Here is a 19,631-nt window from a genome sequence, read left to right as displayed (position 1 = left end):
GACGTAGAGGCCGGAGGTTCGAATCCTCTCACCCCGACCAGGACATCGATGACGCCGCGAATCGCAAGGTTCGCGGCGTTTTTCTTTGCGCGCGTCTTTCGCGCCTGGCGGTGCGCAGCGACTGATCTGGCACACCCTCGACCCACGGGGTCAGGTATTGCGCCCACGGACCGTGCCGGCCCCCAGCAAGGGCCGCCCCCGCCCCTCAGCGAGCTTCCCTCGGCGCCGAACGTGGCTCTTCCACATTTCGCGCTCAATTTCCAGTGCCCAAGGCCGAAATTGCACGAAGCGTCTGTCTTCGGTGAAACACCGGGACCGCCCTGCCGTCCATCCAGCAGTCATGGGGGTACAGTGCAAGGCTGTTCCGGCAATCCCGGAGCCCGGCAAGACCAACCCATCGCAATCCCCCGTGGACACCACCCTGGCCGAACCCCCTCAGTCCGCCCTGTCCGGCGTGGCCCGCGTGCTCGTGCACGCCGGCAAGCTCAAGCCGCAGGCGGCCGAGGACCTGGTGCGTCAGGCCCGCGAGAAAAAGACCAGCTTCGTCAACGCGGTGATGGCCTCCGGCGCGGTCTCGTCGACGGACCTCGCGCACACGCTGTCGCAGGCGCTGGCGCTGCCCTTGCTGGACCTGAACGCAGTCGACGCCCACAAGCTCCCGCAGAACATCATCGACGCCAAGCTGGCGGCGCAGTACCAGGTCGTGGTGCTGGCCCGGCGCGGCAACCGGCTCTTCATCGGCGGCGCCGATCCGACCGAGCAGGAAGTCGTCGAGCGCATCAAGTTCGCCACGCAGCTGACGCCTGAATGGATCATCGTCGAGTACGAGAAGCTCGCGAAGCTGCTCGGCGTGACCGCCGCCAGCGCGTCCGAAGCACTCGAGGCGATCTCCGGCGAGGACTTCGATTTCGACATCGCCGACGAGGCCCCCGCCCCGCCGGAAGAATCGCAGGAGCTGGGCGACGTCGAGGACGCGCCGGTGGTCCGCTTCCTGCAGAAGATGCTGGTCGACGCCATCAACATGCGGGCGTCCGACCTCCACTTCGAGCCCTTCGAATACCACTACCGCGTCCGCTTCCGCATCGACGGCGAGCTGCGCGAGATCACGCAGCCGCCGATCGCGATCAAGGACAAGCTGTCCTCGCGCATCAAGGTCATCTCGCGGCTGGACATCTCCGAGCGCCGCGTCCCGCAGGACGGGCGGATGAAGCTGAAGTTCGGGTCCAAGGCGATCGACTTCCGCGTCTCGACGTTGCCGACGCTGTTCGGCGAGAAGATCGTGATCCGTATCCTGGACCCGTCGTCCGCCAAGCTCGGCATCGAGGCGCTGGGTTACGAGAAGATCGAGAAGGAACGGCTGCTCGCCTGCATCCACCGCCCCTACGGCATGATCCTGGTGACCGGTCCGACGGGCTCGGGCAAGACGGTGTCGCTGTACACCTGCCTGAACATCCTGAACCAACCTGGGACCAACATCTCGACCGTCGAGGACCCGGCGGAAATCAACCTGCCGGGCATCAACCAGGTCAATGTCAACGACAAGGCGGGGCTGACCTTCTCGGCCGCGCTGAAGGCGTTCCTGCGGCAGGATCCCGACATCATCATGGTCGGCGAGATCCGCGACCTGGAAACCGCCGACATCGCCATCAAGGCCGCGCAGACCGGCCACATGGTGATGTCCACGCTGCACACCAACGATGCGCCGACGACGTTGACGCGTCTGCTGAACATGGGGGTGGCGCCGTTCAACATCGCGTCGAGCGTGCTGCTGATCACCGCGCAGCGCCTGGCGCGTCGGCTGTGCGAGAACTGCAAGGCACCGGCCGACTATCCGCGCGACGCGCTGCTGCGCGCGGGTTACGCGGAATCGGATCTGGACGGCACCTGGAAGGCCTACCGCGCGGTGGGCTGCTCAAGTTGCAACAATGGTTATCGGGGACGTGTCGGTCTTTACCAAGTGATGCCCATCAGCGAGGCAATCCAGCGGATCATCCTGACCGAGGGAACGGCCGTGGACATTGCGCATCAGGCTCGCTCGGAAGGCGTGCGGGATCTGCGACAGTCCGGGCTGGTCAAGGTCCGGGCGGGCGTCACCACATTGGAAGAGGTGCTGGCGGCCACCAACGAGTGACCGCGGACATTGCAGCGCGGCGCCATCGAGCGCCGCGTTCGCATGTCCGGGTCGGGCGGCCAGGACCGATCGAAGAGCTAGTCAAAGACATTGGGAGCGCCAGTCGCCTGGCGCGACGGCAGGAGGTGATATGGCGACGACCACCGCAAGCGCCAAGGGCGCCGGCAAGGGCATCAAGGAATTCATCTTCGAGTGGGAAGGCAAGGACCGCAACGGCAAGATCGTTCGCGGTGAAATGCGCGCGGGCGGCGAGGCCGTCATCAGCGCCTCCTTGCGTCGCCAGGGCATCCTGGTCACCAAGGTCAAGAAGCGCCGCGGCACCGGCGGCAAGTCGATCAAGCAGAAGGACATCTCGGTCTTCACGCGGCAGCTCGCCACGATGATGCGCGCCGGCGTGCCCTTGCTGCAGGCGTTCGACATCGTCGCGCGCGGCAGCCCCAACCCCCGGCTGACAAAGCTGCTGAACGACATCCGTCAGGACGTCGAGACCGGCACCTCCCTGTCGGCCGCGTTCCGCAAGCATCCGCTGTACTTCGACGGGCTGTACTGCAATCTCGTCGAGGCCGGCGAGTCGGGCGGCATCCTGGAAGCGCTGCTGGACCGGCTGGCCATCTACCAGGAGAAGACGGTCGCGCTGAAGGGCAAGATCAAGTCGGCGCTGACCTACCCGATCGCGGTGCTGGTCGTGGCCTTCGTGGTGACGGCCGTGATCATGATCTTCGTGATTCCGGCCTTCAAGGACGTGTTCAAGTCCTTCGGCGCGGAGCTGCCGGCCCCGACGCTGTTCGTGATGGCGATGTCGGAGATCTTCGTCGCGTACTGGTGGCTGATCTTCAGCGTCATCGGCGGCGGGCTCTACTTCTTCTTCCAGAGCTGGAAGCGCTCCGAGAAGATGCAGAAGTTCATGGACCGCCTGCTGCTGAAGATCCCGGTCTTCGGCCAGTTGATCTACAAGTCCGCGGTGGCGCGCTGGACGCGCACGCTGGCAACGATGTTCGCGGCCGGCGTTCCGCTGGTGGAAGCGCTGGACTCGGTGGGCGGCGCCTCCGGCAATGCCGTGTTCGCCGAGGCGACCGAGAAGATCCAGCGCGACGTGTCCACCGGCGCGTCGCTGACCACGTCGATGCAGACCACCGGCATCTTCCCGATCATGGTGCTGCAGATGTCGTCGATCGGCGAGGAGTCCGGCTCGCTGGACCACATGCTGGGCAAGGCGGCGGACTTCTACGAGGAAGAGGTGGACGATGCCGTCAAGGCGCTGTCCAGCCTGATGGAGCCGATCATCATCGTGTTCCTGGGCACGATCATCGGCGGCATCGTGATCTCGATGTACCTGCCGATCTTCAAGCTGGGCGCGGTGGTCTGAGTGCTGGATCCGGACCTGCAGCAGACCCTGCTCTCGCCCTGGTTCCTCGGTCTGATCGGCCTGTGCGTCGGCAGCTTCTTGAACGTCGTCATCTACCGGCTGCCGGTGATGATGCAACGGCAGTGGCTGTCCGACTGCGCCGAGCAACTGTCGATCGAGGACGATCTGCGCCAACACGCCACGCTCGACGAGGCGCAGGCGCGCAGCCTGTCCACGTCGGCGGTGCCGCTGCGCGAGGCGGTCGACCGGCTGCCCGCGCTGACGCTCGTGCGTCCCGCGTCGCGATGCCCGCACTGCGGCCATCAGCTGCGCTGGCATGAGAACCTGCCCCTGATCGGCTGGCTGCGGCTGCGCGGCCGGTGCGCCTCTTGCCAAGCGCCGATCTCGGCGCGTTATCCGATCGTCGAGCTGCTCACCGGCGCACTGTTCTTCGGCATCGCGTGGCGCGTGGGCGCGCAGCCCGCGGCACTGCTGTATTGCGGCTTCGCGGCGGCACTGGTGGCGCTGGCGGGCATCGACTGGGACACCACCTTGCTGCCTGACAGCATCAACCAGCCGCTGCTGTGGGCCGGGCTGGTCGCGGCGGGCGCAGGCTGGATCCCGGTGGCGCTGCAAGACGCGCTGATCGGCGCGGTCGCCGGTTATCTGTCGTTGTGGTCGATCTACTGGGTCTTCAAGCTGGCCACCGGCAAGGAGGGCATGGGCTACGGCGACTTCAAGCTGCTGGCCGCGCTCGGCGCCTGGCTGGGGTGGCAGATGGTGCTGCCGGTCGCGCTGAGCGCCTCGTTGCTCGGCGCGGTGGTGGGCATCGCGCTGAAGCTGCGCGGTGCCTTGCGCGAAGGCCGCTACGTGCCCTTCGGCCCGTTCCTGGCCGGCGGCGGATTGGCGACGCTGCTGATCGGTCCGGCGCAGGTCGCCGTCTGGCTGGGCCTGCAGGCGCACTGAGCGCCGCGCGGGCGTCTTCCCCATGCGCATCGGACTGACCGGCGGCATCGGCAGCGGCAAAAGCACGGTCGCGCGGGCCCTGGTCGCGCGGGGCGGCGCGTTGCTGGTGGACACCGACGCGATTTCGCGCGCGCTGACCTTGCCCGGCGGCGGCGCGATGCCGGCGATCCAGGCGAAGTTCGGCGCGGCGTTCGTCACCGCTGATGGCTCCCTCGACCGCGCCGCGATGCGTGCGCTGGCCTTCCAGGATCCGGCGGCACGTCTGGCGCTGGAAGCCATCCTTCACCCCATGATCGGCGACGAGACCGCGCGTCAGGCGGCGCTCGCGGCGCCGGGGCAACGCATCGTCTTCGACGTGCCGCTGCTGGTCGAATCCGGCCGCTGGCGCCGGCAGGTCGACCGCGTCATCGTCGTCGACTGCCGCGAAACGACGCAGGTCGATCGCGTCATCGCCCGCTCCGGGCTGACGGCGGACGCGGTGCGAGCCATCCTCGCGCAACAGGCGACGCGCACTCAGCGCCGCGCCGCCGCCGACGCCGTGATCTACAACGACGGCATCACGCTGGACCGCCTGCAGGACGAGGTCGACGCACTGCTACGCAGTCCCCTGTTCTGACCACCCCTTGCCCGGTCGGGGTGATGCCGCGCGGTGCTGTGGAACAATGGCCCCTTGTCGCAAAGGGATGGTCGACCTTGGTCCTCTACGAATACCCGTTCAACGAGAGCATTCGCACGATGCTCAGGCTGGAGCATCTGTTCGATCGGCTGGGTCAGCTGATGGCGCGCGACACCGCGCTCGACCATCATTTCGCGCTCGCGACCATCTTCGAAGTGATGGATGTGGCGTCGCGGGCCGATCTGAAGTCCGATCTGCTGAAGGAGCTCGAGCGGCACCGCACGCAGTTCAACAGCTACCGCGGCAACCCGGCCGTTTCGGAAGCGGTGCTGGACGAGGTGGTGGGGCGCATCGACGTGGCCTTCAACAAGCTCAACCAGCTGCCAGGCAAGGCGGGTCAGATCCTGACCGGCAACGAATGGCTGATGAGCATCCGCAGCCGCATCTCGATCCCGGGCGGCACCTGCGAGTTCGACCTGCCCGCCTACTACTCCTGGCAGCAGCTGCTGCCGGTGCGACGCCGCAACGACCTGATGCAGTGGGCGCAGACGCTGATGCCGCTGGCCGAGGCGCTGAACGTCCTGCTCGGGCTGCTGCGCGACAGCGGCTCACCGCACAAGGTCGCGGCGCACGCGGGCCAGTACCAGCAAAGCCTGCCGCCGGGCCGCAGCTTCCAACTGCTGCGCATGCGCATCGATCCGAGCCTGGGCCTGGTGCCCGAGATCAGCGGCCACCGGCTGATGGTCTCGATCCGCCTGATGCGACAGGACGACGAGGGCCGCTTGAAGCCGGCGCCGGTCGACGCCACTTTCGAGCTGACCCTCTGCTCCTGAGATCCTGAAGTTCCGGACATGACCGACAAGACATCCGCCGCGCCGGCTGGCGCGCCTCGCATCGTGCGCTGCCCCACCTGTGGCGGGGACAGCATCTTCGCGCCGAGCAACACCTGGCGCCCCTTCTGCAGCGAGCGCTGCCGAATGATCGACCTGGGCCACTGGTCCGACGAGTCGTTCCGGGTCGCGGCGCCGCCGACGACGGTGGACGAAGACGAAGCCGACAAGTAGGCCCAGGCCCACGCCCACGCGCGCTCACGCCCCCGCAGCCCCCGCGACGCCACCATGCGCTGCGCGTCGGATCAGACCGACCGGGGGGGGCTTTTGCGCAAGTATTAGGAGGAATTCGGCAGCCGGCAGGCTGACGAAGGGGGACATGGAGCAAAAGGCCCCCCGGTTGGTCTGATCGTGCTCGGTCGAGGCAGGCGGGAGAGCCAACTCAGCCTGGCAACAACCCCCGCCTCACCAGCTCGACCCGTGCCGTTTCCGGCGTCGTGAACAGCCAGGCATTCCACCCCAAGGCCGTCGCCGCCTCGATGTTGGGCGGGTAGTCATCGAGGAACAGCACCTCCGACGCCTCCGCATCGAAATGTTCCAGCGCGAGATCGAAGATCTCCCGCGCCGGCTTCGACTGCTTGACCCGCCCCGAGAACACCCCCGACACGAACCACTCGTGCAGCGGGTGATGTTGCTCCAGGTGATCGGCGTAAGGCTCGGGCATGTTGGACAGGAAGTGCAGCGTGTGCCCCTGCGCCTTGAGCTCGCGGATCAGCGCCGCGGTACCGTCGATCAGCGCCAGCTCGGACGGCACGGCGTCCATCACGGCGACGATCTCCTCGCGCGGCCACCCGGTACGCTGCGCGATGCGATCGGCCGTGGTCGGCGCGTCGGCCAGGCCTTGGTCGAACGCGCCCCAGTCGCCGGTGTAGGCCTGGAAGAAGTCCTTGGCAATCGCCGCGCCGGCGGTCTCGTCAGCGGCCCGATGGGGCCAGACGCGCGCGAGGAAGCTGGGCGGGTGCCAGCGGAACAGCACCCCACCGAAGTCGAACACGATCTTCATCCGACCCCGTCCCTCAAGCCCGCAGCTTCGCCAGCAGCCCGGCGGTCGAGCCATCGAGACCGTCCACGTCGCCGCTGCTCATGCGCGGCAGCAGGCCGTTGCACAGCGCCTTGCCCAGCTCCACGCCCCACTGGTCGAAGCTGTTGATGTTCCACACGGCGCCGCTGACGAAGACTCGATGCTCGTACAGCGCGATCAGCGCGCCCAAGGCCGACGGCGTCAGCGCGTCCAGCACCAGCGTCGTGCTCGGCCGGTTGCCCGGGAAGCTGCGATGGCGGGCCAGCACGTCGGGATCGAGCTCCTTGGAGGCCGTGGGGGCCGACTCGGTCCGCGCCGCCTGCGCCGTCTTGCCCTGCATCAGCGCCTGCGATTGCGCGAGGCAGTTGGCCAGCAGCTTCACGTGCTGGTCCTTGAGATTGTCCAGAAGCGCTCCGCCGACATGGTCGCCGTAGTTGGGCGACTTCACCGCGATGAACTCCACCGGGATCACGTCGGTGCCCTGGTGCAGCATCTGGAAGTAGGCGTGCTGGCCGTTCGTGCCCGCCTCGCCCCAGACGACCGGGCTGGTGCCGTAGCTCAGCGGCAGGCCTTCGCGATCGACGCCCTTGCCGTTGCTCTCCATCTCCAGTTGCTGCAGGTAGGCCGGCAGCCGGCGCAGGCCCTGGTGGTACGGTGCCACCGAGCGGCTGGTGAAGCCATGGAAGTTGCGGTACCAGACGTCCAGCAACCCCAGCAGCACCGGCAGGTTCCGCGCGTGCGGCGCGGTGCGGAAGTGCTGGTCCATCGCGTGCGCGCCGGCCAGCAGCGCGCGGAAGTTGGCGGACCCCACCGCGATCGCGATCGGCAGCCCGATCACCGACCACAACGAGTAGCGCCCGCCGACCCAGTCCCAGAACCCGAAGGTCGTGTCGATGCCGAACTCCGCCGCCGCCTTCGCATTGCTGGTCGTGGCGGCGAAATGCCGGGCGACGTCCGTGCCGCCCTGCTGCAGGAACCACGCCTTCGCGGCCCGGGCATTGGCCAACGTCTCCTGCGTCGTGAAGGTCTTGGAGGCGATGACGAACTGCGTCGTCGCCGGATCCAGGTCGCGCAGCACCGGCGCCAGGTCATGCCCGTCGACGTTGGAGACGAAATGCAGCGTCAACCCCGCCGGCACGTAGGACTGCAGCGCCTGCACGACCATCGCCGGGCCGAGGTCGGAGCCGCCGATGCCGATGTGCACGACATCGGTGATGCCGCTGGTGGCGTGGTCGCGCACGGCGTCGGCGAAGACCAGCATGTGGTCGAGCGCCGCCTGCACCTCATGGCTGAACGGCGCCAGCCCGGCCGGCGCGCGCAGCGCCGTGTGCAGCACCGCGCGGCCTTCGGTCGCGTTGATCGGATCGCCGTTGAAGAGGGCCTCGCGTTGCGCCTCCAGCTTCACGTCGGAAGCCAGGGCCAGCAGCAGTTCCAGCGCGCGCGCGTCGATGCGGTTCTTCGAGAGGTCCGCGAAGACTTCCGGCGCCTGCACCGACCACGACGCGAAACGGTCCGGCTCGGTGGCGAAGGCCTGGCGGACGTCGAAGGTCCGGCCGGCCTGCTGGAAATGGGTTTGCAGGGCAGCCCAGGTCGGGCTGCGGTCGCAACGCGGGAACTCGGTCATCGCAGGCTTTCGATCATCTGGTCCAGCTTGCCGGCGTCAGCGGCGAACTGTCGGATGCCTTCGGCCAGCTTCTCGGTGGCCATGGCGTCCTGGTTGAGGGCGAAGCGGAAGGCCGCCTCGTTGAACGACACCTTGGGCAGGTCGGATGCCCGGGCGGCATCGGCGTCGAGCGCGCGGGCCAGCGGCGCCTCGTCGCCTTGCAGTTGCGCCAGCAGGTCGGGGCTGATCGTCAGCAGGTCGCAGCCGGCGAGCGCCCGGATCTGGCCGACATTGCGGAAGCTCGCGCCCATCACCTCGGTGGCGATGCCGTGCTTCTTGAAGTAGTTGTAGATCGCGGCGACCGACTTCACGCCCGGGTCGTTGACGCCGGCGCTGGCGGCCTCGTCCCAGGTCGAGCCGGCGGACTTCTTGTACCAGTCGTAGATGCGGCCGACGAAGGGCGAGATCAGCTGAATGCCGTTCTCGCCGCAGGCCACCGCCTGGCAGAACGAGAACAGCAGCGTCAGGTTGGTGTGGATGCCTTCGCGCTCCAGCTCGCGGGCGGCCTGGATGCCTTCCCAGGTCGAGGCGATCTTGATCAGCACGCGCTCGCGGCCGATGCCGGCGTCCTCATAGAGCTTCATCAGGCGGCGCGCGCGCGCCAGCGTGGCGACGGTGTCGAAGCTCAGGCGGGCGTCGACCTCGGTCGACACGCGGCCCGGCACCACCTTGAGGATCTCCAGGCCGAAGGCCACCAGCACCTTGTCAACGATCAGGTCCAGCGCTTCGGTCTTGTTGGCGGCGACGGTGTCTTCGAGCAGGTGGGCGTAGTCCGGGGACTGGACGGCCTTGAGGATCAGCGACGGATTGGTCGTCGCGTCACGCGGCGTGAACTGCGCCAGTTGCTTGAAGTTGCCGGTGTCGGCCACCACGGTGGTGAAGGCCTTGAGTTGGTCGAGCTGGTTCATGAGAGCTGGGGCCGGAGGGGCGTCGAGGGGAATGAATCGAAGAAGGCATCGGCTTTGCCCAGTGAAGGTCTGCATGTCTCGCCGGCGAGTCGTGCAGGCCTTCCCCAAGGGGCAGACCCGTGTGTCCGTATTAGAACCGGTGCTGACGCGAGTTCCGGCGCACGTTGACCGCCCTAAGAAACTGGGGCATCATAAATCCGGTAACTTCGTTACATCAAGACGTCAGCCAACTTCCTTCGCTCCTCGACGGAGCGCCGCGCCCATGTCCTTCGATCTCGTGTTCTTTGGTGGTACTGGTGATTTGACCTGGCGCAAGCTGATGCCCGCGCTGTTCCAGGCGTTTCGCCACGGCAAGCTGCCCGAGGGCGGCCGCATCCTGGCCGTCGCCCGCGACGAGCAGACCGACGAGCGCTACCGCGAGTGGCTGAAGGAGCGCTTCCGCGAGGTCGAGGCCGGCAAGCGGCCGAACGACGAGGAGTTCGAGCGCTTCGCGTCCCTGGTGCATTACCGCCGCATGGACCTGTCGCAGCCGGAGCATTACGCGCGGCTCAAGGAATGGCTGGGCGAGCGCAACGCGGACACCGTCGTGCTGTACCTGGCCACCAGCCCCCACCTGTTCACGCAGATCTGCCAGCAGCTCGGCGAGGCCGGCCTCAATGGTCCGAAGGTGCGCGTGGTGCTGGAGAAGCCGCTGGGTCACGACCTGGCCAGCGCGCAGGAGATCAACAAGGTGGTGCGCTCGGTCTTCGCCGAGACGCAGGCCTTCCGCATCGACCACTACCTGGGCAAGCCGTCGGTGCAGAACCTGATGGCGCTGCGCTTCGGCAATGCGCTGTTCGAGCCGCTGTGGCGCCGCGAGAGCATCGCCAACATCCAGATCACGCTGGCCGAAGGCCTGGGCGTCGGCACCCGCGGTCCGTTCTACGACGGCACCGGCGCGCTGCGCGACATGATCCAGAACCATGCGCTGCAGTTGCTGACGATGATCGCGATGGAGGCGCCCTCGAGCAACGACGCCGACGCGATCCGCGACGAGAAGCTCAAGGTGCTGCGCGCGCTCAAGCCCTTCACCGCCGAGAGCGTCGCCCGCGACGTGGTGCGCGGCCAGTACCGCGCCGGCAACATCGAGGGCAAGCCGGTGCCCGGTTATCTGGACGAGGGCAAGATCCCCGCCGGCAGCCAGACCGAAACCTTCGTCGCGCTGCGCACCGAGGTGCAGAACTGGCGCTGGGCCGGCGTGCCCTTCTACCTGCGCACGGGCAAGCGCCTCGCGGCGCGCGACGCGCAGATCGTCATCAACTTCCGCCCGGTGCCGCACCCGATCTTCCCGGGCAGCAGTTGCCCGAACCGGCTCATCATCAAGCTGCAGCCCGAGGACGGCCTGGAGCTGCAACTGATGGCGGCCAAGGGCGGCTCCAGCACCGAGGCGCTGTCCCCGGTGTCCCTGGACCTGGACTTCGACAAGGCCTTCGCCGCCGACCGCGTCGGCGCCTACGAGCGCCTGCTGCTGGACGCGATCGCCGGCAAGCTCAACCTGTTCGTCCGCAGCGACGAGCAGGAGCAGGCCTGGAAGTGGGTCGAGCCCATCCTCGACTTCTGGAAGCAGGACAGCACCGGCCCGCGCAACTATGTCGCCGGTACCTGGGGCCCGCCCGCGGCCAGCGCGCTGGTGGCGCGCGACGGCCATTCCTGGATCGAGGAGTGCTGACGCGATGAGCATGCTGGAACGCGTCAAGGCCGCGCTGCCCGCGCTGCCGCCCGCCGAGCAACGGGTCGCCAAGCTGTTGCTCGCGGATCCGCGTGCGTTCGCGAGCCTGCCGGTCAGCGAGCTGGCCGATCGCTCCCACGTCAGCAAGCCGACGGTGGTGCGCTTCTGTCGCAGCGTCGGCTATGACGGGCTGGCGGACTTCAAGCTCAAGCTCGCCGGCAGCGTCAACGAGGGCGTGCCCTTCGTGCACCGCGCGGTGGACGAGGACGACAAGCCCTCGGACCTGATCGTGAAGGTGGTCGACAACGCCGTCGCCGCCCTGCTGCATTACCGCAACGACGCCGCCAGCCACGCCTTCGAGCGCGCCATGACGGCGCTGTCCGAGACGGCGCGCCAGCGCAAACGCATCGAGTTCTACGGCGTCGGCAACTCCGGCATCGTGGCGCAGGACGCGCAGCACAAGTTCTTCCGGCTCGGCGCCAACACCTTCGCCTGCAGCGACGGCCACGTCCAGTTGATGAGCGCGACGATGCTCGGCGCGGGCGACTGCGCGGTGATCATCTCCAACTCGGGCCGCAGCCGCGACCTGATGGACGCCGCCGAGATCGCCCGCAAGAAGGGCGCGACGACCATCATCATCACCGCCAGCGGCTCGCCGCTCGCGCAGATGGGCCAATTGCCGGGACAGGTGCTGCTGGCCGTCGACCACCCGGAAGACTACGACCGCTACAGCCCGATGGTGTCGCGGCTGCTGCACCTGATCGTCGTGGACGTGCTGACCACCGGCGTCGCCCTGCGGCTCGGCGAGAACCTGCGGCCGATGTTGCAGGAGATCAAGCGCAACCTGCGGACCAAGCGCTACGCGCAGTGAGCCGACCGGCCCGCGCGCGGGTCCGACGGATCTGCTTGCGGATCGCGGTGCCTCTTGGGCTCGTCTTGAACGTAGGTCTGTCGCGGATCGGAAGCACCAAAAAAAACGGGCCGCGTCAGCGGCCCGATCTTCGGGGTGCGGTCGTCGCGGCCCTGGCGGGCCGTGGTTCAGGCCGGCTGCGCCGGCGCGGGGGCGTCGGCCCAGAACAGGTGCTCCAGGGCGTAGACCCGCGCGAGCTCGCGCAGCTCGCGCGGCGCCTGATGCAGCGTCAGTTGCCAGCCATCCTGGCCGCACAGGCGCAACGCGCTGAGCAGCAGGCTGAGGGCCGCGGAATCGAAGTCCTTCAGCCCGCTGGCGTCCAGGCTGATCACGCGACCGGCGGCATTGCCGACCTGCGCCAGCTCGGCGCGCAGCGCGCCTTCCAGCCGCTGCCATTCGTCCGGGACGTTGTCCAGGCGCAGCCGCGACGGCAGCTTCAGCACGGGATCAGCCCTTCTTCGGCGCCGATGCCGCCGGACGCGCATTGCGGTCGGCCAGCGACTTGATCAGGCCATCGATGCCCTTGGCGTTGATCTCCTGCGCGAAGCTGTTGCGGTACTGGTCCGCCAGCCAGATGCCCAGGACATTCACGTCATAGATCTTCCAGCCGGAGTCGCTCTTCTCCAGACGGTAGTCCAGCTGGATCGGATCGCCCTTGCCGCGGATCTCCGTGCGCACGACCACTTCGGTGTCTTCTGGCGCGGCGCGCATCGGCTTCATCGCGATGGTCTGGTCCTTGACCTGCGTCAGCGCGCCGGCATAGGTGCGCACCAGCAGCGTCTTGAACTCGGCTTGCAGGCGTTGCTTCTGCTCAGGCGTGGCCTGGCGCCAGAAACGGCCGACGGCCGAGGCGGTGATGCGCTGGAAGTCGACATGCGGCATGACCTTGCTGTCGACCAGCTCCATGATCTTGCCGACGTCGCCGCCCTGGATCGCCTTGTCGCTCTTGACCGCGTCCAGCGTCTCGATGGAAAGCTGGCGGATCAGTTGGTCCGGCGCGGAGGCGTCCGCGGCGAACGAAGCCAGCGGGCTCAGCGCCGCGGCCGACACGATCAGGCGAAGCAGCAGTCGTTTGGTGGAGTTCATGCTTGTCCTTTCTTTCTTCATGACACGGCGGGACCCGTCCTCAACGGGGCAAGTCCGGTGCCGGTTCACCGACAACCCCGAATGGGGTTACCGGTTGTTGCCCGATCGAGTCAACGGCCGCCTTGCGGATTGGCCGGCTTCTCGTCGGGGGTGATGACTTCATAGTCATCCTCTTCTTCCTGTTCCTTGTGCGTCTTCACGTTGCGACGCTGCAGGTAGGCGTCGCGGATGAAGGTGTACTTGTCCAGCGCGATGCCGTCCAGCATGTCGGTCACGCGCAGCAGGTTGGCACGGGTGTTGATCAGCTGCAGCGCGGTGATGGCGAACTTGTATTCACCATCGTCGAAGATGTAGGCCGGCGAGTAATACACGTTGACCGGCAGCGTGACCGAGTCGCGCAACGACGACGGGCCAAGCACCGGCCACACGATGTAGGGTCCGGTCTTGACACCCCAGTACCCGAGCGTGCGGCCCAGATCTTCGGTGGTCTTCTCCAGCCCGGCGGGCGTGGCGATGTCGATCAGGCCGGCGATGCCGAACACCGAGTTGACGGCCACCCGCATCGTCTGGGTCGCGCCGTTCTTGAAGCGGCCCTGCAGGAACAGGTTGACCGCCGACCAGGCGTCCGAGAAGTTGCCGAAGAAGTTGTCGACTGCTTGACGAGCCGGCTGCGGGACGAGGTCGCTGTAGGCGGTGGCGACCGGCCGCAAGAGGTTCTCGTCCAGCTTCTCGTTGAAGTTGAAGACCTTGCGATTCCAGTTTTCCCAGGGGTCCAGACGGTTGCGCACGCGCGGGCCCGGGGCCTGCCCATCCTGCGCGGCGGCGGCGGCCTGGCCGGCCTGACCGGCGGCGGCCGGGTCCTGCGCGGACGCCGGAGCCTCCGGGGCCGACGCAGCCGGCGCGGCGGCCGGCGGCGCATCGGCGTCGGTCGCCTTCAGCGCCGTCGATGCATCGTCCGTCTCGGCGACCTCGACCGTCGTCGCCGGCGGGCTGACCACGGCCGCGACCACGGCGCGTTCCTGCGCTTCGGCCTCCGTGGCCTGCACCGCTTGCGCCAGCGCCGGCAGCGCGGCGCCCAGCAACGCGGTGCTCAGCAGCACCGGGCGCAGCGCCGACGAAAGGTCCGTCCGGATCAAGGTCCGGATCGGGGCGTTCTTCTTCATTGCTTCTCTCCCGAGGCCGGTGCCGCGGAGGCATCGGCCGCCTTGTTATAGAGGAACTGGCCGATCAGGTTCTCCAGCACCACCGCCGACTGGGTCTGCGTGATGATGTCGCCCGCGGCGAGGTTCTTCTCCTCCGCGCCCGGTTCCAGTCCGATGTATTGCTCGCCCAGCAGGCCGGACGTGAGGATCTTGGCGGAGCTGTCCTTGGGAAAGGCCACGCCCTGGTTCAGCTTCAGCGCGACGCGCGCCTGGAAGGTCTTGTCGTCGAAGGTGATCGCCGCGACCCGGCCCACCACGACACCGGCGCTCTTGACCGCCGCGCCCGGCTTCAGGCCGCCGATGTTGTCGAACTTGGCGGTGACCGCGTAGGTGTCCTGGAAATTCAGGGTCAGCAGGTTGCCCGCCTTCAGGGCCAGGAACAGCAGGGCCGCGCCACCGATCAGCACGAAGAACCCGACCCAGGCGTCATAACGAGAGGATTGCATCTGCAACTCCGGATCTTTTTCGAATCAATAACAGGTCTCGACCGGGCGTGGCCTCAGATCGAAAACATCATGGCGGTCAGGATGAAGTCCAGGCCCAGGACGGCCAGGGACGACAACACGACGGTGCGGGTGGTCGCCTGGGACACGCCCTCGGGCGTCGGCTTGCAGGAGTAGCCCTGCAGCAGCGCCACGAAGCTGACGGTGATGCCGAACACGAGGCTCTTGACGACGCCGTTGCCGACATCGGCGAAGACGTCCACGCCGCCCTGCATCTGCGACCAGAAGGCGCCGGCGTCGATGCCGATCAAGGGCACCGCCACCATCCATCCGCCCAGGATACCGACGGCCGAGAACACCGCCGCCAGCAAGGGCATGGCGATCACGCCGGCCCAGAAGCGCGGCGCGAGCACGCGCTGCACCGGGTCGACGGCCATCATTTCCATCGCGCTGAGCTGCTCTCCGGCCTTCATCAGGCCGATCTCGGCGGTCAGCGAGGTGCCGGCGCGTCCGGCGAACAGCAGCGCCGCCACGACCGGGCCCAGCTCGCGCACCAGGCTCAGCGCGACCAGCAGGCCGACGGCCTCGGCCGAGCCGTAGCGCTGCAGCGTGTAGTAGCCCTGCAGCGCCAGCACGAAACCGACGAACAAGCCGGATACGCCGATGATCGACAGCGAGCGGTTGCCCAGATAGAAGATCTGCTCACGCACCAGCACGAAGCGGCGCAGGCAGGCCCCCAGGTGCAGCGCCAGCGCGCCGAGCAACCGCGCCGCCGCGCCCCAGTCGGTGAGTTTCAGGCGCAGGCCGCGGCCGATCGAAGTCGCGAAACCGATCATGCGGACTCCTCCTGCGGCAGGCCGAAGTCCTCGCGGACGGGACTGGCGGGCTGGTGGAAACGCACCGGTCCGTCGGACTCTCCGTTCACGAACTGATGCACCAGCGGGTTGTCGCTGTTGCGCAGCTCGTCGGGCGTGCCCTGGGCGACGACGCCGCCGTTGGCCACCATCACCACGTGGTCGGCGATGCCGAAGGTCTCGTGGATGTCGTGCGAGACGATCACGCTGGTCAGGCCGAGCGCATCGTTGAGGTCGCGGATCAGCCGGGCCGTCACGCCCAGCGAGATCGGGTCCAGGCCCGCGAACGGTTCGTCGTACAGCACCAGGTCGGGGTCGAGCGCGATCGCCCGCGCCAGCGCGACACGGCGCGCCATGCCGCCGGAGACCTCGTTGGGCATCAAGTCGCGGGAGCCGCGCAGGCCGACCGCGTTGAGCTTCATCAAGACCAGGTCGCGGATCATCGGCTCGGACAGCCGGGTGTGCTCGCGCAGCGGGAAGGCGACGTTCTCGAACACGCTCAGATCGGTGAACAGCGCGCCGAACTGGAACAGCATGCCCATGCGTCGGCGTTGCGCGTACAACTGGGCCTGGTCCATCGGCGCCAGATCCTGGCCGTCGAACAGCACCTGACCGGATTGCGGACGCAATTGCCGCGTCAGCAGCCGCAGCAAGGTCGTCTTGCCGCCGCCCGACGAGCCGATCAACGCCATCACCTTGCCGCGCGGCAACGTCACATTGACGTCTTTCAGAATGACCCGGTCGCCGTAGCCGACGGTGACATCCTTCACTTCAATCAGTGGACGGACGTTTTTTGTTGAATGGGGATCGGTGAATGCCATCTCTTGGGATTGATCCGGAACGCTGCCGGGCGGCAAGCGTCCGGGAGCCGGGATCATAGGGTAAAGCCTGAATTGATGCCGGAGGGCACCTGGGGCGGGGGATGGCGTTTCGCGACAGTCCGATAGAGGGGGTTGACGCCCGCCGGCGGATGGTGACCGATCCCGCGGCTTCTGCCCGGCGGCGATCGGTTCGGTGCCTTGGCGCTCGCCAGTGGAAGTTTTCACGCCGCGGCCCGTGACGGAGGTCACGTTCGGAAGCCGCCGCGAGACGGGCGGGTTCCGAGGCACGACGAGCGGCCTCGCCTTTGGCGGGTCGCTGCCGATAATTTGCGCAAACAAGGAGCGCTTATGTTCGGGAACTTTCTGTCGCCGGCGCGCCGGTCCGCCCAACGCGGGTTCACGCTGATCGAGCTGATGGTGGTCGTGGCCATCGTGGGCATCCTGGGCGCGTTGGCCTACCCGGCCTATCGGGACTACGTGATCCGCGGCCAGTTGACCGACGCGGCCACCGGCCTGACGCAGGCCCGGGCCGACATGGAAGCCTACTTCCAGAACTTCCGCACCTACACGGCCAGCGGCGGCGCGTCGCCCCCCTGCCTGACAGCCCAAACCTTCGGCAAGTTCAGCGTCCAGTGCGCGGCCCCGACCGCCGCCGCTTACACCATCACGGCCACCAGCTCGGACACCGTCATGAGCGCCTTCCGCTTCTCGATCACGCAGGCGGACGTGCGCTCCACCGACGCGGCGCCGACCGGCTGGAACACCTGCACGTCCAAGTGGCTGATGCGCAAGGGCGACACATGCTGACCTCGGGTCGCCGCGCCGGTCGCGGGTTCTCGTTGATCGAGCTGATGATCGTGATCGCGATCATCGGCCTGTCGACGGCGCTCGCGGCGCCAGCGATCCGAACCTGGTCCGCCAACGCGCAGATCCGCACGGCCGGCAGTGGCCTGGCCACCAGCCTGCGCCTGGCGCAGGCCGAGGCGGTCAAGAGCTACCAGCCGGTGGTCTTCTATCGCACCTCGCAGTCGACCTGCACCGGCAACGAAGCCGCGTCGGCCGGCGGCCAGTACTGGATCGTCAAGGTCATTCCCAACATCGCGATCACCGAGGCCGGCGGCGCGGTCAGCCAGCCCGCTCAATGCGGCTCGATGACGGACCTGACCGCCAACCTGACCATCAACGGTCCGCTGGCGGTGTGCTTCGGACCGAGCGGGCGGCCGGTGGCGTTGAACAACCCGGTCAGCGGGGCCTCCACCTGCAACGTGCCGGCCACCGGCCAGATCGTCTACTGGATCGACACCTCCGTCAGCGCCAGCAACCTCAAGCGGCTGTCGGTCTGGGTCGCGCTGGGCGGCAGCGTGCGGTTGTGCGACCGTGATCGCGTCCAGTCCTCGACGCTGCCCGACGGCTGCCCCGCCGCCGGGGTGTCCTACACCAACTCCAACTGACACCATGGCCCCCACTCCCCGGCCTTCCCAGCGCCCGCGCCGTGCCGGCGCGCGCGGCATGACGCTGATCGAACTGATGGTCGCCATGCTGGTCATGACCACCGGCATCGTCGGCCTGGTCACGCTGATGGCCCGTGCCTCGCAGGCTTCCGTGGGCACCGAGGACAACCTGCGCGCCGCGATGCTGGCCGCGGACCTGACCAGCGACATGTGGATCAGCAACGTGCCCATTCCCCCGACGCTGGCCGCCTGGCAGGCGCGCGTGGCGGATCAGACGCAGTCCGGCCTGCCCAACGCGCAAGGCACGCTGGTCGTGGTCAACCGGGTGGCCACGATCACGATCACGTGGACCACCACGTCCGGCGCCGCGCGCCAGTACACCACCGACGTGCGTCTGAACTGACATGCCCATCCCCCACCTGCCCCGCGTCGCGCGCCGCTCCGGCGGCTTCACCCTGGTGGAGCTGCTGATCTCGATGACCATCGGCCTGGTGCTGATCGCCGCGCTCGGCATCATCATGAACCGGTACGAGACGTCCAAGCGCCGCACCGCCACGACCTCCGACCTGGCGCTCAACATCAGCTATGTCGCCTACGACATGGACCGGCAACTGCGCAGCGCCGGTTCCGGCTTCCTCCAGAACACCGGCGCGCTGGGCTGCCTGATCAACGCGGCCGTCAACGGCACCGTGATCCTGCCGCGCAACGGCGCGTTCCCCGCGCCCTTCGCCACGGTCTCCACCAACGTGTCGGCGATCCCGATCATGGTCTACGCCGGCGCGGGCACCGGCGGGTCCGACATCATCCAGGTCATGACCGCCTCCGCCGGACTGAGCGAGGCCCCGATGGAGGTGCGCCTGAACAGCGTCGGCGCCAACTCGCTCCAGCTGAACAACACGCTGGGCATCCGCGGCGGCGATCTGATGCTGCTCACCGAGCCCGCGCCACGTCCCTGCATGGTGGTGCAGGCGGCGGCCGGGTACGTCGGCGGCGCGGCGCCCTCGGTCGACTTCGGCGGCCCGTACTTCAGCGGCGCGATCGGGCCGAACATCGTGTCCTACGGCACCAGCGGCGTCACGACCAACCTGGTGAACCTGGGCAACCAGAGCGGCAACACGCCCCGTTTCCAGTTGCTGGGCATCAACGCCGCGCAACAGCTGGTCGGCTATGACCTGCTGCGCCTGAACAACATGCCGGGCAATGCCGATCAACCGGTGCCGCTGGCCGAAGGCGTGATGAATCTGCGCGTGCGCTACGGCATCAGCTCGACCATGAACGGCATCGTCGACAGCTGGGCCGTACCGGAAACCGGGACCTACACCGTCGCCAACATGAACGCGTCCACGGCCGCCGCCGCGACCGCGATGCAGCAGATCGTCGCCGTCCGTGTCGCCATGCTGATGCGGGGCGACCGGATCGAGGACAACACCCAGGTCTCGCCGTCGTCCTTCACGCTGTTCTCGAGCCTGCCCGCCGGCATGCAGGTCACCCTGCCGGTGTCCGCCGACGAACAGAAGCGCAACTACAAGGTCGTGGAATTCACGGTGCCCATCCGCAACGCGGTCGTCGCATCGCCGTCCCGCACCCCGCCGCCCTGATGCCGCGTTCGACCGCCC

21 protein-coding genes are annotated in these 19,631 nt (G+C 67.8%); 12 read left to right on the top strand and 9 right to left on the bottom strand.

Going from position 1 to position 19,631, the window contains the following annotated elements; all coding sequences use genetic code 11:
- The first annotated feature begins 340 nt into the window (after positions 1 to 340).
- The 6 genes from pilB to CDN99_RS25985 all read left to right on the top strand — a co-directional run bounded on the left by pilB (position 341) and on the right by CDN99_RS25985 (position 6,122).
- Positions 341 to 2,131, top strand: coding sequence for a type IV-A pilus assembly ATPase PilB (pilB, locus tag CDN99_RS26010; RefSeq protein ID WP_088388318.1), 1,791 nt, complete (start codon positions 341 to 343; stop codon positions 2,129 to 2,131).
- Between the two features lie 130 nt (positions 2,132 to 2,261).
- Positions 2,262 to 3,497 (top strand): type II secretion system F family protein, encoded by a 1,236-nt coding sequence (locus tag CDN99_RS26005; protein ID WP_088388316.1) that lies wholly within the window; start codon positions 2,262 to 2,264, stop codon positions 3,495 to 3,497.
- A gap of 3 nt (positions 3,498 to 3,500) precedes the next feature.
- Entirely contained in the window at positions 3,501 to 4,442 is a 942-nt protein-coding gene (locus CDN99_RS26000; RefSeq protein WP_088388384.1) for a prepilin peptidase, read from the top strand.
- Between the two features lie 22 nt (positions 4,443 to 4,464).
- Positions 4,465 to 5,058, top strand: coding sequence for a dephospho-CoA kinase (gene coaE / locus CDN99_RS25995; RefSeq protein ID WP_088388314.1), 594 nt, complete (start codon positions 4,465 to 4,467; stop codon positions 5,056 to 5,058).
- 77 nt (positions 5,059 to 5,135) lie between these two features.
- Complete coding sequence (gene zapD / locus CDN99_RS25990; protein WP_088388312.1) at positions 5,136 to 5,891, top strand: cell division protein ZapD; 756 nt, start codon at positions 5,136 to 5,138, stop codon at positions 5,889 to 5,891.
- Positions 5,892 to 5,909: 18 nt separating this feature from the next.
- A complete protein-coding gene (locus tag CDN99_RS25985; RefSeq protein ID WP_088388310.1) occupies positions 5,910 to 6,122 on the top strand; it encodes a DNA gyrase inhibitor YacG in 213 nt (70 codons plus the stop codon).
- A 208-nt stretch (positions 6,123 to 6,330) separates the two neighbouring features.
- Here CDN99_RS25985 and CDN99_RS25980 read toward each other — a convergent pair whose 3' ends face one another.
- The 3 genes from CDN99_RS25980 to tal are packed head-to-tail and all read right to left on the bottom strand — an operon-like array spanning position 6,331 to position 9,540.
- Positions 6,331 to 6,951, bottom strand: coding sequence for an HAD family hydrolase (locus CDN99_RS25980; protein ID WP_088388308.1), 621 nt, complete (start codon positions 6,949 to 6,951; stop codon positions 6,331 to 6,333).
- A 13-nt stretch (positions 6,952 to 6,964) separates the two neighbouring features.
- Positions 6,965 to 8,593, bottom strand: a complete 1,629-nt coding sequence (gene pgi / locus CDN99_RS25975) for a glucose-6-phosphate isomerase (RefSeq protein WP_088388306.1) — start codon at positions 8,591 to 8,593, stop codon at positions 6,965 to 6,967.
- Positions 8,590 to 9,540 carry a transaldolase gene (tal, locus tag CDN99_RS25970; RefSeq protein ID WP_088388304.1) on the bottom strand — a complete coding sequence of 317 codons (951 nt, stop codon included), beginning with the start codon at positions 9,538 to 9,540 and terminating at the stop codon, positions 8,590 to 8,592. The genes pgi and tal overlap by 4 nt, the downstream gene beginning before the upstream one ends.
- A gap of 262 nt (positions 9,541 to 9,802) precedes the next feature.
- On the opposite strand from tal, the gene zwf reads away from it, so the two are divergent.
- Together zwf and CDN99_RS25960 are read left to right on the top strand one after the other, a co-directional pair.
- Positions 9,803 to 11,248 (top strand): glucose-6-phosphate dehydrogenase, encoded by a 1,446-nt coding sequence (gene zwf, locus CDN99_RS25965; RefSeq protein WP_088388302.1) that lies wholly within the window; start codon positions 9,803 to 9,805, stop codon positions 11,246 to 11,248.
- Positions 11,249 to 11,258: 10 nt separating this feature from the next.
- Positions 11,259 to 12,119 carry a MurR/RpiR family transcriptional regulator gene (locus CDN99_RS25960; RefSeq protein WP_088388382.1) on the top strand — a complete coding sequence of 287 codons (861 nt, stop codon included), beginning with the start codon at positions 11,259 to 11,261 and terminating at the stop codon, positions 12,117 to 12,119.
- Between the two features lie 167 nt (positions 12,120 to 12,286).
- Here CDN99_RS25960 and CDN99_RS25955 read toward each other — a convergent pair whose 3' ends face one another.
- From CDN99_RS25955 to CDN99_RS25930, 6 genes are all read right to left on the bottom strand, one after another.
- On the bottom strand, positions 12,287 to 12,601 hold the full coding sequence (locus CDN99_RS25955) for an STAS domain-containing protein (RefSeq protein ID WP_158218971.1): 315 nt from the start codon (positions 12,599 to 12,601) through the stop codon (positions 12,287 to 12,289).
- Between the two features lie 4 nt (positions 12,602 to 12,605).
- Positions 12,606 to 13,244, bottom strand: coding sequence for an MlaC/ttg2D family ABC transporter substrate-binding protein (locus CDN99_RS25950; protein ID WP_238139709.1), 639 nt, complete (start codon positions 13,242 to 13,244; stop codon positions 12,606 to 12,608).
- A gap of 110 nt (positions 13,245 to 13,354) precedes the next feature.
- Positions 13,355 to 14,407 carry an MlaA family lipoprotein gene (locus CDN99_RS28825; protein WP_088388296.1) on the bottom strand — a complete coding sequence of 351 codons (1,053 nt, stop codon included), beginning with the start codon at positions 14,405 to 14,407 and terminating at the stop codon, positions 13,355 to 13,357.
- The gene (gene mlaD, locus CDN99_RS25940) at positions 14,404 to 14,892 is read right to left on the bottom strand and encodes an outer membrane lipid asymmetry maintenance protein MlaD (protein ID WP_088388294.1); all 489 of its coding nucleotides are present in this window, start codon (positions 14,890 to 14,892) and stop codon (positions 14,404 to 14,406) included. Before mlaD ends, CDN99_RS28825 begins: the two co-directional genes overlap by 4 nt.
- A gap of 53 nt (positions 14,893 to 14,945) precedes the next feature.
- On the bottom strand, positions 14,946 to 15,725 hold the full coding sequence (gene mlaE / locus CDN99_RS25935) for a lipid asymmetry maintenance ABC transporter permease subunit MlaE (protein WP_088388292.1): 780 nt from the start codon (positions 15,723 to 15,725) through the stop codon (positions 14,946 to 14,948).
- The gene (locus CDN99_RS25930) at positions 15,722 to 16,564 is read right to left on the bottom strand and encodes an ABC transporter ATP-binding protein (RefSeq protein WP_088388290.1); all 843 of its coding nucleotides are present in this window, start codon (positions 16,562 to 16,564) and stop codon (positions 15,722 to 15,724) included. The genes mlaE and CDN99_RS25930 overlap by 4 nt, the downstream gene beginning before the upstream one ends.
- Before the next feature lie 348 nt (positions 16,565 to 16,912).
- Between CDN99_RS25930 and CDN99_RS25925 the strand changes: the two genes are divergently transcribed.
- Genes CDN99_RS25925 through CDN99_RS25910 form a run of 4 tightly spaced genes read left to right on the top strand, consistent with a single transcriptional unit; the run spans position 16,913 to position 19,613 of the window.
- Positions 16,913 to 17,371 (top strand): type IV pilin protein, encoded by a 459-nt coding sequence (locus CDN99_RS25925; RefSeq protein ID WP_088388288.1) that lies wholly within the window; start codon positions 16,913 to 16,915, stop codon positions 17,369 to 17,371.
- A complete protein-coding gene (locus tag CDN99_RS25920) occupies positions 17,365 to 18,015 on the top strand; it encodes a pilus assembly FimT family protein (protein ID WP_088388286.1) in 651 nt (216 codons plus the stop codon). Before CDN99_RS25925 ends, CDN99_RS25920 begins: the two co-directional genes overlap by 7 nt.
- A gap of 4 nt (positions 18,016 to 18,019) precedes the next feature.
- Positions 18,020 to 18,418, top strand: a complete 399-nt coding sequence (locus tag CDN99_RS25915; RefSeq protein ID WP_141100999.1) for a type IV pilus modification PilV family protein — start codon at positions 18,020 to 18,022, stop codon at positions 18,416 to 18,418.
- A 1-nt stretch (position 18,419) separates the two neighbouring features.
- Positions 18,420 to 19,613, top strand: coding sequence for a PilW family protein (locus CDN99_RS25910; RefSeq protein ID WP_088388282.1), 1,194 nt, complete (start codon positions 18,420 to 18,422; stop codon positions 19,611 to 19,613).
- Positions 19,614 to 19,631 lie beyond the last annotated feature (18 nt).

The sequence above is a fragment of the Roseateles aquatilis genome, assembly GCF_002205645.1.
GTDB lineage: Bacteria > Pseudomonadota > Gammaproteobacteria > Burkholderiales > Burkholderiaceae_C > Roseateles > Roseateles aquatilis.
The sequence above is the reverse complement of the archived record's forward strand: the minus strand, read 5'-3'. Positions and strand labels throughout refer to the sequence as shown.